The organism is Pandoraea horticolens (genome assembly GCF_902459555.1).
Classification (GTDB): domain Bacteria; phylum Pseudomonadota; class Gammaproteobacteria; order Burkholderiales; family Burkholderiaceae; genus Pandoraea; species Pandoraea horticolens.
Genome location: NZ_CABPSM010000011.1, coordinates 37347 through 50050 on the forward strand (window position 1 = coordinate 37347; position 12704 = coordinate 50050).

Here is a 12704-nt window from a genome sequence, read left to right on the forward strand (position 1 = left end):
AACGCGGCCAACCGGCCGCGTTTTTTATGCGCCGGACTTCGGCGTCCGGGAGTCCGCCGCTTTGGCGGGAGGTTTGCCGGCGGGTTTGAGCAGCGGCTTCACCGTTGGCCAGATGTTCTGCAGAATTTGCGGATGTGCCTTGGCCAGCGGGTGAATCTGATCTTGCTGGAACCAGTCGGGGTGTTCGATCACACCGGCCAGCAGAAAGGGCACGTAGCCCGTCTTCTCTTGCCTGGCAACTACGGAGAACATATTGAAGAATCGTTCGCTGTAGTCGGGACCGTAGTTGGGGGGAATTCGCATGCCGACGACGATCACCTTGCTACCTGTCTTGCGTGCGGCGGCGATCATTTCGAGCAGGTTCTTGCGTGTGAGATCCAGCGGAATGCCGCGAAGGGCATCGTTGCCGCCCAGTTCGAGGATCGTGACGGCCGGACGATAGCGCTCAAGCAACGGCGTCAGACGGGCACGTCCGCCGCTCGTAGTATCACCACTGATACTCGCGTTGACGACGTTATAATCGAAGCCGCTTTGCGTGATCGTCTGCTGCATCAGATTGACCCAGCCGGCGCCGCGCGCGATGCCATATTCCGCAGAAAGGCTGTCGCCCACGACCAAAATCGTCGGTGCGCCCGAACTTGCCGCGTTCGCCGCGGTCCCTGACAGCATGCACCAGCCTACGAGGGCTGAGGCGGCCAATTTCAAGAACTCTCTTCTTGCCATGTCGTTTTCCGAAAACGTAATTGAGGTGCGGGGTCTGGGCAAACGGTTGCGTGACGCCACCGGTGAGCTCGTCATTTTGCAGGATATCGATTTCTCTGTCTCGAAGGGCCAGAGCGTGGCAATCGTCGGCGCATCGGGGTCGGGGAAGTCGACGCTGCTTGGCCTGATGGCCGGACTCGACACCGCGACCGATGGCGCCATCACGCTGCTGGGCAAGTCGCTGGGCGATCTCGACGAAGAGGGCCGCGCTGCGCTGCGACGCGGCGCTGTCGGCTTTGTCTTCCAGTCGTTCCAGCTCATGCCGCATCTGAGCGCACTCGAGAACGTCATGCTGCCCCTCGAGTTGTTGGGGGAGACGCGTGACGTGCGCAATCGTGCGGTCAACTTGCTCGAGCAAGTCGGATTGGGGGCGCGACTGACGCATTATCCCAAACAACTCTCGGGCGGCGAACAGCAGCGTGTGGCGCTGGCACGCGCCTTTGTCACGAAGCCGGCTGTGCTATTTGCCGACGAGCCCACGGGCAGTCTCGATACGGCTACGGGCGAGCGCGTCATTGACCTCATGTTCTCGCTCAACGAGGCGAGCGGTGCGACGCTAGTGCTCGTGACGCACGATCTGGCGATTGCCCAACGTTGCGATGCGACGGTGCAGCTCGCCGGCGGGAGACTGGTCAACGGCGCATCGGTTTGACGAAACGGACGAAGCAGACGGAAGGGAGGGGCGAGCGCGCCCCATCGATAGCTGCCGCCGCCGTTATTCGCAGCGGCGTGGAGAGAGGTTTCGAGACTTTCAGTCCTTCGCTTTCAGGGCTTCGCCCGCCATGCGAATCAGCGAGGTCGTAGAGGCGTCGTGCGCGTCCGGCTTGAGCGAACCCGGATCGGCGAGCTCGGGCTCGATCACACGGCAGAGCGTCTTGCCCAGTTCGACACCCCATTGATCGAACGGATTGATGTTCCAGATGGCGGCCTGCACAAACACTTTATGTTCGTAGAGCGCGATCAGCGCTCCCAGACGTTCGGGCGACAACTTGTCGATCACTAGCGTGTTGCTCGGCCGGTTGCCATCGAACCGGCGTTGCGCTTCCAGCGGGCCGCCCGCCTGTTCGGCAGTCGCCATCGAGCCGCCCTGCAGCAACGCTTCGCTTTGCGCAAAGCAATTAGCAAGCAGTTTGCGGTGATGATCGAGATAGTCCTGTGCGTCGTACTGCGGTTCGAGTACGGCGATAAAGTCCACTGGCACGAGAGTCGTGCCCTGATGCAGCATCTGGAAGTAAGCGTGCTGGCCGTTCGTGCCCGGTTCGCCCCAGATGATCGGCGCGGTTTGCCATGCAACAGGCGCACCGTCGATTTGTACCGACTTGCCGTTGCTTTCCATGTCCAGTTGCTGGAGATACGGTGGCAGCTTCTGTAGCGCGTCGGTGTAAGGCGCGATGGAAAGCGTCTGGGCGTCGAAAAAATTCCGGTACCAGACGCCGATCAGGCCGAGCAGCACGGGCATGTTGGCTTCGAGCGGCGCGCTGCGAAAGTGTTCGTCCATCGCATGCGCGCCGGCGAGCAGTGCATCGAAATGCCGAGCGCCCAGATACAGCATGATGATGAGCCCGATCGACGACCAGAGCGAATAGCGACCGCCGACCCATTCGCCGAACTCGAATACGTTCTCGCGGCGAATGCCGAACGACGTGGCTTCTTCTGCGTTCGTCGACACTGCGACGAAATGCCTGCCGAGTTCGCTCTCCGGAATGCCGTTTGCGACGAACCATGAGCGAATCGTGCGCGCGTTGGTCATCGTCTCCAGCGTGGTGAACGTCTTCGAGCAAACGACGACCAGCGTGGTCTGCGGATCGAGCAACGGCAGTGTGCGTGCGAGTTCCGTCGGATCGATGTTGGCGATAAAGTGCGCGCTCAGATCCTGGCGGCCATAAACCGCCAGAGCGTCGCACACCATGCGTGGTCCCAGATCCGAGCCGCCAATGCCTACGTTGATGAGATGCTTGATACGCTTGCCGGTCGCACCGACCCATCTTCCGTCGCGTACGCTTTCGCTGAAAGCACGCATGCGCTCGAGTGTTTCGAGCACGCGGCTGCTGACGTCGCTCGTAGCATCGCGAAAGACCATGCCCTTCGGCGCGCGCAGGGCAATGTGCAATGCTGCCCGGTTTTCCGTGACGTTCACATGTTCGCCGGCCCACATGGCATCGCGTTTGGCCGACAGGTTGCATTCACGTGCGAGATGTGTGAGCAGCGTGCGCGTCTTTTCCGTAATGCGGTTCTTCGAATAATCGAGATACAGGCCGGCCGCATGCAGCGAGAACTGTTCGACGCGTGTGTTGGCTCCGGCGCCGGAGAACCAGTCACGCATATGCTGGGCGGCGATTTCGTCGCGGTGCGTGAGCAGGGTACGCCAGGCGGGGAGTTGATCCAGACGAGCGGAAGGCGCGGATGGCTTGTACGGCATGTGCGATATGGGCATTTCGATAATGCGAAGTATAACGGGAGTCGCGGCGCAATCGCGCTGAAATGCGGCGATGGGCGATCTCCACGCGGGCGCGCAGACACGCAGCAAGGCATTTCAGGCGGAATCGGCTCAAGACCCTTGGCGTAATCAAGCGAAGGGCGTCGCACGCGTCGCTTCGTTCAGCAGATCAGCCAGTTCGGCACGCATGGCAGGTAAGAGTTCCGATGCCGTTAATCCCGCCAGCCCAGCACCCGCGCACACGCAGCGCTCGGCGCCCCGGCCATGCAACCAGACGGCAGCCAGTGCCGCCTGCGTTGCGGGCATGCCCTGCGCCAGCAGCGCGCCGATGGCGCCGGTGAGCACGTCGCCCGTGCCAGCCGTGGCCAACCCCGCATTCCCTGTCGTGTTGACCCAGGCCTCGGTCCCGTTGTCGATCACGCTGCCGGAACCTTTGAGCACGATAGTTGCGCCGAAATGCTGAGCAAGCGCGCGGGCGGAAGCTAACCGATCCGATTGGATGCGGGCGACGTCGCAGCCTGCCAGGCGCGCGGCTTCGAGGGGATGGGGCGTCAATACGGTGGGCCCGGCGCGGCGACGCACGCGTTCGGCAAGCGCCGGCTCGGCGGCAAGCAGATTGAGAGCATCGGCATCGATGACCAGCGGCGTGCGCTCGAGTGCAAGCGCGCGGGACAGGCACGCGGCAGATGCCGCAGAGGTTCCAAGCCCAGGGCCGATGGCGACGGCCTGCATCATCGCAAGATCGAGGTTTTCGGCGTGACGCAGCATCAGTTCCGGATGCACTGGGTCCCAGGCAGGTGCGTCGTGCGCGACAAACCCCACATAGACGCGTCCGGCGCCCGTCATCAGGCCGGTACGTGCGGACAGCAGCGGCGCGCCGACCATGCCTTCATGGCCGCCGAGCACGGCCAGCGATCCGTAACTTCCTTTGTGGGACGCGTGATGCCGTTGCGGCAGATGCGCGATAAACGCGCTGGGTGCGCTCGTCGTGATGAGGCCGCCACCGGGAAGTGCGGCTTTTGTCGTTGCCAGTACCTCGTCTGCGCCCAAGGAGGCAACAAGCACATCGCCGGCAACGTCTCGGCCGATACCGGTGAACAGTCCGGGGCAGGCGCCGAGCATTGCCATCGTGACGTCGGCGCGAATGGTCGGGCCGCCCGCGACGCCGGTGGCCGCAGCCAGCCCGCTGGGGATGTCGATGGCAAGTACGGGCGTGCCCTGAGCATGCGCATGGGCGACATTTTCGACAAGCGCGCTGGCGGCACCGTCTAGCGGACGCGATAGACCGATGCCGAACAGTCCGTCGACAATCCACGCGTAAGCCGACGGCGCTGGCCAGGTCTCAGGTGCGGGACGCACCGGTACGCCGCAGGCGAGGGCGTCGGCGAGCGCCCAACGCGCGTCATCGGCCGTCGGCGGCGCCAACTGCCAGACATCGACCAACACGCCGCGCCGGTGCAACTCCCGCGCGGTGACATAGGCGTCGCCACCATTGTTGCCGGGGCCGGCGAGGAGCAACACGGGTTGACGCCCCGCGCTCGCAAGCGCAGGCAGGCGTCCAAAAAGCCACTCGGCGAGTGCAGCCCCTGCGCGGGCCATCAGCGTGTGCGCAGCCAGCTTGGCGGCCGCCGCCCGTTCGACATCACGCAACGTGCCGGGAAGATGCAAGTCGAGCGCGACCGTCGCGCAAGCCTTCCCGAGGGCAGCGCCGGGGCGTGGCGCCGGAGGGCTGGGGCTGGCAGCGGCGGCAGGAACGTTGACGCGCAGAGAATCGGACATGGCAGGCGAAGCTCCCGGTAGCAAATGCAGCGAGCGCAGCACAACAAACACGCACCGGGGCGCTGGCCGGGCATAGGTGTGCTGCAGGCTTATCTGGAGATTATGCCGTCATCGTACCGTTCTGCCTGCCGGTGTGAATCCCGATGCCGTGTCGGTCTTCTCCGGCACGACGCCGGTGGCGATGTGAGGGTCGACCCGCCACCACTGGCGGGCGTCGGTGCGAGGGCCGGGCAAGGGCGGCCCTCGTCATGGGGGAGGCTGCGCAGACTAGTGCGTGTAACGCGCGAGCGTCAGCCCGTTCAGGTCGATTTCCGGCGCTTGACCGGAGATGACGTCGGCCAGCACGCGACCGGAGCCGCAGGCCATCGCCCAGCCGGTCGAGCCGTGGCCAACGTTCAGGAAGATGCCGGGCAGGTGCGTGGCGCCGAGCAGCGGCGGGCCGTCCGGAAGCATCGGACGTGCGCCCACCCAGGCGCGCGCCTCGCGGTACTTCCCGGCACCGGGGAACCAGTCCGTCGCCACCTTGTACAGCGTGGCGATGGCGCGTTCGCGCAACACGAGTTCGGTATCGCCCAGTTCGGCCGTTCCGGCAATGCGCAGACGGTTGCCCTGCGGTGTGATGGCAGTTTTGTACGACTCGTCCATCACGGCAATGCGCGGGCTGAACAGTTCGGTCTTGACCGGCACCGTGATCGAGTATCCCTTGATTGGCCAGAGCGGCAGATCGATGCCAAGCGGGTGTAGCAGTGCGGTACTGGTCACGCCCGCGGCGATCACCACGGCATCGGCTTCGAGCGTCGCGCGCTGGGCCGTTTGCATGGTGCTGGCTGTCTCGACGGTGACGCCGGTGCGGCCCACATTCGGGCGCACGGACAGTACGGTCGTCTCGGTGGTGAGCGTCACGCCCATTTCCCGCGCGATCTGGGCGAGGCGTTTGGTGAAGAGCGGGCAGTTGCCGGTCTCGTCGCGCGGCAGATGCAGGCCGCCTGCCAACTGGGCATCGGTCGACAGCGCAGGTTCGAGCTTGCGGCACTCATCGGCGGTGAGCAAGCGATGCGGCACCTCGTTCTCGGTGAGCATCGCCCGCGCCGGCTCGTTCATCCTGATTTCGCGCTCGGTACGGAACAGTTGCAGGTAGCCCTGCGTGTGCTCGTATTCGAAGACGTGGGCCTCGCGCAACTCGTGCAGGCAGCGCTGGCTGTAGAAAGCGAGGCGTTGCATCCGCTCGCGATTGGCGCGGTACCGTTCGAGCTTGCATTCGCGTAGCCAGCGGGCCGCCCAGCGCCACGTTCCGGCCGACAGGCCGGGGCGGAAGATGAGCGGACTGGCCGAACTGAACATGTAGCCCAGCAGCTTGCGCGGCATGCCCGGGGCTGCCCAAGGCGTGACATACCCTGGCGCGATGACGCCCGCATTGCCGAAGCTGCTCTCTTGCGCAACCGTACTGTTGCGCTCGACGAGCGTGACCGTGTGCCCCGCAGCGGCCAGATAGTAGGCAGTACACGTGCCGATGACCCCGCCGCCGATAACGATGACCTTCATTCCCAACCGTCTGGTGTGTGGCGAACGCCCGTTCGTTCGCTTGTTAGTGTCGTCTTTTTCCGTGCCGTCACCGGATAACCGGTTTCGCGGCCCGTGTTGGTTACGGGGCGCATAGGTTACCAGAGAGATGCCTTCCCAGGGCGGGAGGCTACCCATAACGCGTGTCGCGCACTCGGGTATAAGCCAGGGTAAGCAGGGTATAATCCCGGTTTGCCGTTCCCCCGCGTTTTGTACGCCTCGCCTTCCGTCCGTTCATGACTCACATTGCCTGCTTCGCCGGCGCCTTGGCGCTTTCCGAATTCCGCCAGCAACGTCTTCTGAAGACCCTGCAAGCCATCGACAGTTCGATCGTGCGTGTCGACGCCCGCTACGTCCATCTCGTAGCCAGCACCGAACCGCTTTCGCGCGAAGACGTGGCTCGCGTCGCCGGTTTGCTCACTTACGGTGAGCCGGTGGGGGAGGTGCCGGTGGGCGACCAGTTGCTGGTGATCCCGCGTCTGGGCACGATTTCGCCGTGGGCGAGCAAGGCGACGGATATCGCCCATAACTGCGGCATCGATCACGTGCGCCGTATCGAGCGCGCCGTCGAATATACGATTGGCGCGAAGCCGGGCCTGCTTGGCGGCAAGAAATCGCTGCCCGCCGACGTGCTCGCTCGCGTCGCGGTGGTGCTGCACGACCGGATGACCGAGACGGTCGTGGCCACGCGCCACGATGCCGAGGCGCTCTTTGTCGAACTGCCGGCCAAGCCCTTGCAGACCGTCGACGTGATCGGCGCCGGCCGCAGCGCGCTCGAAGCCGCCAACCGTGACCTCGGCCTGGCGCTCGCCGACGACGAAATCGAGTATCTGGTCGATGCCTTCAGGGGGCTGAAGCGCAACCCGACCGATGTGGAACTGATGATGTTTGCGCAGGCCAACAGCGAACATTGCCGTCATAAGATTTTCAATGCGCAATGGACTATCGACGGTCAGGCGCAGGACAAGTCGCTGTTCCAGATGATTAAGAACACGCATCAACTGCACCCGCAGGGTACGGTGGTAGCGTATTCGGACAATGCCTCGGTGATGGAAGGCGCCGAAGTGGAGCGCTGGTATCCGCGCGGCGCCGATGGCAAGTACGGCCGCAGCGTTGAACTCACGCACACGCTGATGAAGGTCGAGACGCACAATCACCCGACGGCGATTTCGCCGTTTCCGGGGGCGTCGACGGGCGCGGGCGGCGAGATTCGCGACGAAGGGGCGACGGGCCGTGGCTCTACGCCGAAGTCCGGTCTGACCGGCTTCACCGTGTCGAATCTGGCGCTGCCGGATGCCCGCGAGTCGTGGGAGAACGACCGCGACGTGGCCGTGCCGCCGTCGCTGCGCAAGCCCGACGACACTGGCACCGACTACGGCCGTCCGGACCGTATCGCATCGCCGTTGCAGATCATGATCGACGGCCCGCTGGGCGGCGCTGCGTTCAACAACGAATTCGGCCGTCCGAACCTCGGCGGCTATTTCCGTGCCTACGAACAGAATGTGGGTGGTCGCGTGCGCGGCTATCACAAGCCGATCATGATCGCGGGCGGCTTGGGCAACATTGCCGCACAGCACACGCACAAGCACGACTTGCCTGCCGGCACATTGCTCATCCAGATCGGCGGCCCGGGCATGCGCATCGGTATGGGCGGCGGCGCCGCCAGCTCGATGGCGACCGGCACGAACACGGCCGAACTCGACTTTGACTCGGTGCAACGCGGCAACCCGGAAATCGAGCGCCGCGCTCAGGAAGTCATCAACTGGTGCTGGCGTCAGGGCGAAGCCAACCCGATCCTGTCGATTCACGACGTCGGCGCGGGCGGTATCTCGAATGCCTTTCCGGAACTCGTCGATGGCGCGGACAAGGGCGCACGTTTCGATCTGCGTCAGGTCCAGCTCGAAGAGTCGGGCATGTCGCCGGCCGAAATCTGGAGTAACGAAGCGCAGGAGCGCTATGTGCTCGCGATCGCGCCGGACAGCTTCCCGGCTTTCCAGGCAGTCTGCCAGCGTGAGCGTTGCCCGGTGGCCGTGATCGGTATCTCGACGGCCGAGCGTCAACTGAAGCTGGTCGATCCGATGCACCCGGAGTCGCCGGACCCGGTCGACATGCCGATGGACGTGCTGCTCGGCAAGCCGCCGCGCATGCACCGCGACGTCTCGCGCGTGAAGGCGGAACTGCCGCCGGTGGACGTGACCGGCCTGTCGCTGGACGACGTGGCGCGTGCCGTGCTGCGTCACCCGACGGTTGCCAGCAAGTCGTTCCTTATCACCATCGGCGACCGTACCGTGGGCGGCCTGACGGCGCGCGACCAGATGGTCGGTCCGTGGCAGGTGCCGGTGGCCGACTGCGCCATCTCGCTGATGGATTACGCCGGTTATCGCGGCGAAGCCATGACGATGGGCGAGCGCACGCCGCTGGCCGTGATCGATGCCCCCGCATCGGGCCGTATGGCGGTCGGCGAAGCCATCACCAACATTGCGGCGGCGCCGATCGCGTCGCTCGACCAGATCAAGCTGTCGGCCAATTGGATGGCAGCATGCGGCACCGAGGGCGAAGACGCGGCGTTGTTCGATACGGTCAAGGCTGTCGGCATGGAACTGTGCCCGGCGCTGGGATTGTCGATCCCCGTCGGCAAGGATTCGCTGTCGATGCGCACCAAGTGGGAAGACGCCGGCCGCAGCAAGGATGTGGTCGCACCAGTCTCGCTGATCGTGTCGGCGTTCGCGCCGGTGGAAGACGTGCGCGGCCATCTCACGCCGCAACTGCGCTCGGTCGCGGAAGTGGGGGAGACGGTGCTCATCGCCATCGATCTGGGCCACAACAAGAACCGTTTGGGCGGCAGTATCCTCGCGCAGGTCACGCAGCAGATCGGCGATGTGACACCGGATGTGGACGATCCGGCCGGCCTTCAGCGTTTCTTCGACGCCATCCAGAAGCTCAATCGCGACGGCAAGCTTCTCGCGTATCACGACCGTTCGGACGGTGGTCTGTTCGCCACGGTTGCGGAAATGGCCTTCGCCGGCCACGTTGGCGTGTCGCTCAATGTCGACATGCTCACGCTCGATGAAGGCTTCGAATCCGATTACGGCGATGCCAAGGATTGGGCCAAGCAAACGGTCGGCCGTCGAGAGGACAAGACGTTGCGCGCACTCTTCTCCGAAGAACTCGGCGGTGTGATCCAGGTGCGTGCATCCGAGCGTGATGCGGTGCTGCAGGCGCTGCGCGAAGCCGGTCTGTCGAACTGCACGAACGTGATCGGCAAGCCGAACACGAGCGACGTCATCGAGATCTATCGCGACGCCAAGAAGGTGTTCGGCGCGCCGCGTGCGGAACTGCAACGCGTGTGGTCGGAAGTGAGCTGGCGCATTGCGCGTCTGCGCGACAACCCGGCCGCCGCCGATGCCGAATACGAAATGCTGAACGACACGAGCGATCCTGGCCTTTCGCCGAAGGTGACGTTCGACGCGAGCGAGGACATCGCTGCGCCGTTCATCGCCACGGGCGCGCGTCCGAAGGTCGCTGTCCTGCGTGAGCAGGGCGTGAATTCGCATCTGGAGATGGCCTACGTATTGGATAAGGCCGGCTTCGAGGCTTACGACGTTCACATGAGCGATCTGCTCGCAGGCCGTCATACGCTGGAAGCATTCAAGGGCTTCATCGCCTGCGGTGGCTTCTCGTATGGCGATACATTGGGTGCGGGTGAGGGTTGGGCGAAGACGATTCTGTTCAACCCGGCGCTGGCCGAGCAATTTGCCGGTTTCTTCAACCGTGCCGATACGTTCGCATTGGGCGTGTGCAACGGTTGCCAGATGATGAGCAACCTGTCGAACCTGATTCCAGGCGCGGCCGCGTGGCCGAAGTTCACATACAACCAGTCGAAGTACGAGGCACGTCTTACGCAAGTGGAAGTGCTAGACTCGCCGTCGTTGTTCTTCAAGGACATGGGCGGTTCGCAACTGCCGATCGTGATCGCGCACGGTGAAGGCTTCGCCAACTTTGGTCAGCAGGGCAACATCGATCAGGCCATCGCCGCGATGCGTTTCGTCGACCATCGTGGTCAACCGACCGAGCAGTATCCGTTCAACCCGAACGGCTCACCGCGCGGTCTGACCGCAGTAACAACAGGCGACGGCCGCTTCACGGTGATGATGCCGCACCCGGAGCGAGTGTTCCGCACGGTGCAGATGAGCTGGGCGCCGGCGCAGTGGGGCGAAGATAGCCCGTGGATGCGCATGTTCCGTAACGCTCGCCGCTGGGTGGCTTGATGGTTTAACCGCGATATTCCGCACGGGTGTCCCGTGCGGCGTACGCCGAAGGGCATAAAAAAATCCCGCCGAAAGGCGGGATTTTTATTTCAGTGCAATGCGAGCAAGGCTTACTGAATCTTGGCTTTCTTCTCGAGGCCGTCGATGAAGCCTTGCAGCTTTTCTTCCCGCATTTGCTGCACGAGTTGCGGCTTGACGTCGGACAACGGCGGGATCTGCGCGTCACGCGAGTCGTCCAGCTCGATCACGTGGTAGCCGAACTGCGTCTTGACCGGCGTCTGCGAGTACTGGCCCTTCTGGAGCTTTTGCAGTGCGTCGGCAAACTCGGGCACGTAGGCGTTGGCCGGCGACCAGTCGAGGTCACCCCCGTTCTGTGCCGAACCCGGGTCCTTCGAGTACTGCTTGGCGAGATCGGCGAACTTCGCGCCACCCTTGAGCTTCGCGATGATTTCCTTGGCCGTATCTTCGCTCGGCACCAGAATGTGACGGGCGTGATATTCCTTGTCGCCGAACTGCTTCTTCAGTTGGTCGTAACGCGCCTGGACTTCCGCGTCGGTCACGGGCGAGGTCTTCTCGAAGTTGGCGATGAGAGCGCGAATCAACACGCCTTGTTCGGCCAGCTTGAGCTGTGCCTTGACGTCCGGCTGAGTGGCGATTCCCTTGCTGACGGCTGCCTGCGCGAGGACTTCGCGCTTGACCAGCTCTTCGCGCACTTGTTGTTGCAGTTGCGGCGAGTTCGGCTGACCCTGACGCACCATTTCGCGCACCATGGCGTCGGCACGTGCCACAGGCACCGGTGTGCCGTTGACGACGGCGACATTCTGGGCAAGGGCGGGGAGGGAGACGGCGGTCAGCGACACGGCGGCGCCGAGCGCCAGAGCCGTGCGGGCGAGTTTCAATGCCATGCTGTTTTTCCTAACGAATGACGAAGGCAAGGTTAATCGACGGGGGACGCGTCGCATGCAAATTACGCTTCCCCGGGGGCGAGCGCAACGATGGCGAGGGCGTGAATGCCGTTTTGCATCAAATCGGCTAGCGCATCATACACCAGGCGGTGACGTGCGACGCGGTTACGGCCGGTAAACGCGGCAGATACGATCCTGAGGTTGTAATGACCGCCCGACGCCGCACCGGCGTGACCGGCGTGGCGGGCGCTGTCGTTTTCGAGTGCGAATTCCAGGGGGGCGAGCGCCGCGGTCAGCCGCGCTTCGATTTGCTGTTCCATGGTCATGGCAATGCCTTCCTGACGGACGTCATTCGTCCTGTTTGATGTACTTCGCGAGCCACAGGCTCTGTACGACGATGAACACGACCATGAGGCCCATCCCGCCGAAGAGCTTGAAGTCGACCCAGGTATCGGTCGAGAAATGGTAGGCGATGACCAGATTGAGCCCGCCCATGGCGAGGAAGAACAGGGCCCAACTGAAATTCACGGCACGCCACAGGGTGTCGGGCAGCGCCATTTGTTTTTCCATCATGGCGCGGATCAGGTTCTTGTCGAAAACGAGTTCGGCGACGAACAGTGTGATCCCGAAGAGCCAGTACAGCGCCGTGGGCTTCCATTTGATGAAGGTATCGTCGTGCAGAAGCATGGTCGCGCCACCGAACACCACGATGATCGCCAGACTCACCCACTGCATGGGCTCGACCTTGCGGTGACGCAGCCACATCCAGATGACTTGCGCAATCGTCGTCGCAATCGCGATACCGGTGGCGACGTAGATGCCCGCGAACTTGAAGGCGACAAAAAACAGGATGACCGGTAACAGGTCGAAAAGGAATTTCATGAAGTCTCGACTCGGGGGCTTCGGGGGTGATACGCCGCGTGCATAGGGCACCGGGCGAGCAAACACTCATTATATTTCAAAGGCCCGTCGAAGGCCGCAGCGAATGTCCGA

General features: G+C 63.6%; 9 protein-coding genes. 2 read left to right on the plus strand and 7 right to left on the minus strand.

What is annotated here, in order from left to right:
• Positions 1–24: 24 nt before the first annotated feature.
• Positions 25–669, minus strand: coding sequence for an arylesterase (locus PHO31112_RS17690; RefSeq protein WP_150621676.1), 645 nt, complete (start codon positions 667–669; stop codon positions 25–27).
• A gap of 52 nt (positions 670–721) precedes the next feature.
• Between PHO31112_RS17690 and PHO31112_RS17695 the strand changes: the two genes are divergently transcribed.
• Positions 722–1414 (plus strand): ABC transporter ATP-binding protein, encoded by a 693-nt coding sequence (locus tag PHO31112_RS17695; RefSeq protein ID WP_150621677.1) that lies wholly within the window; start codon positions 722–724, stop codon positions 1412–1414.
• Positions 1415–1513: 99 nt separating this feature from the next.
• On the opposite strand, the gene pgi is transcribed toward PHO31112_RS17695, so the two are convergent.
• From pgi to PHO31112_RS17710, 3 genes are all read right to left on the minus strand, one after another.
• Complete coding sequence (pgi, locus tag PHO31112_RS17700; protein WP_246178334.1) at positions 1514–3196, minus strand: glucose-6-phosphate isomerase; 1683 nt, start codon at positions 3194–3196, stop codon at positions 1514–1516.
• A 132-nt stretch (positions 3197–3328) separates the two neighbouring features.
• The gene (locus tag PHO31112_RS17705) at positions 3329–4978 is read right to left on the minus strand and encodes an NAD(P)H-hydrate dehydratase (protein WP_150621678.1); all 1650 of its coding nucleotides are present in this window, start codon (positions 4976–4978) and stop codon (positions 3329–3331) included.
• A gap of 267 nt (positions 4979–5245) precedes the next feature.
• Positions 5246–6520 carry a D-amino acid dehydrogenase gene (locus tag PHO31112_RS17710; RefSeq protein WP_150621679.1) on the minus strand — a complete coding sequence of 425 codons (1275 nt, stop codon included), beginning with the start codon at positions 6518–6520 and terminating at the stop codon, positions 5246–5248.
• Between the two features lie 254 nt (positions 6521–6774).
• On the opposite strand from PHO31112_RS17710, the gene purL reads away from it, so the two are divergent.
• Entirely contained in the window at positions 6775–10806 is a 4032-nt protein-coding gene (purL, locus tag PHO31112_RS17715; protein WP_150621680.1) for a phosphoribosylformylglycinamidine synthase, read from the plus strand.
• 110 nt (positions 10807–10916) lie between these two features.
• On the opposite strand, the gene PHO31112_RS17720 is transcribed toward purL, so the two are convergent.
• From PHO31112_RS17720 to PHO31112_RS17730, 3 genes are all read right to left on the minus strand, one after another.
• Positions 10917–11711, minus strand: a complete 795-nt coding sequence (locus PHO31112_RS17720; RefSeq protein WP_150621681.1) for a peptidylprolyl isomerase — start codon at positions 11709–11711, stop codon at positions 10917–10919.
• Positions 11712–11773: 62 nt separating this feature from the next.
• On the minus strand, positions 11774–12037 hold the full coding sequence (locus PHO31112_RS17725; protein ID WP_010808081.1) for a BolA family protein: 264 nt from the start codon (positions 12035–12037) through the stop codon (positions 11774–11776).
• 22 nt (positions 12038–12059) lie between these two features.
• Positions 12060–12593 carry a septation protein A gene (locus PHO31112_RS17730; protein WP_150621682.1) on the minus strand — a complete coding sequence of 178 codons (534 nt, stop codon included), beginning with the start codon at positions 12591–12593 and terminating at the stop codon, positions 12060–12062.
• Between the last annotated feature and the right edge of the window lie 111 nt (positions 12594–12704).

What these genes read in the sequence shown, in the direction of transcription:
- PHO31112_RS17720 (WP_150621681.1), bottom strand. Translation starts at nt 11,711, where the DNA reads ATGGCATTGAAACTCGCCCGCACGGCTCTGGCGCTCGGCGCCGCCGTG.
- PHO31112_RS17710 (WP_150621679.1), bottom strand. Translation starts at nt 6,520, where the DNA reads ATGAAGGTCATCGTTATCGGCGGCGGGGTCATCGGCACGTGTACTGCC.
- PHO31112_RS17690 (WP_150621676.1), bottom strand. Translation starts at nt 669, where the DNA reads ATGCTGTCAGGGACCGCGGCGAACGCGGCAAGTTCGGGCGCACCGACG.
- purL (WP_150621680.1), top strand. Translation starts at nt 6,775, where the DNA reads ATGACTCACATTGCCTGCTTCGCCGGCGCCTTGGCGCTTTCCGAATTC.
- PHO31112_RS17725 (WP_010808081.1), bottom strand. Translation starts at nt 12,037, where the DNA reads ATGACCATGGAACAGCAAATCGAAGCGCGGCTGACCGCGGCGCTCGCC.
- pgi (WP_246178334.1), bottom strand. Translation starts at nt 3,196, where the DNA reads ATGCCCATATCGCACATGCCGTACAAGCCATCCGCGCCTTCCGCTCGT.
- PHO31112_RS17695 (WP_150621677.1), top strand. Translation starts at nt 722, where the DNA reads ATGTCGTTTTCCGAAAACGTAATTGAGGTGCGGGGTCTGGGCAAACGG.
- PHO31112_RS17705 (WP_150621678.1), bottom strand. Translation starts at nt 4,978, where the DNA reads ATGTCCGATTCTCTGCGCGTCAACGTTCCTGCCGCCGCTGCCAGCCCC.
- PHO31112_RS17730 (WP_150621682.1), bottom strand. Translation starts at nt 12,593, where the DNA reads ATGAAATTCCTTTTCGACCTGTTACCGGTCATCCTGTTTTTTGTCGCC.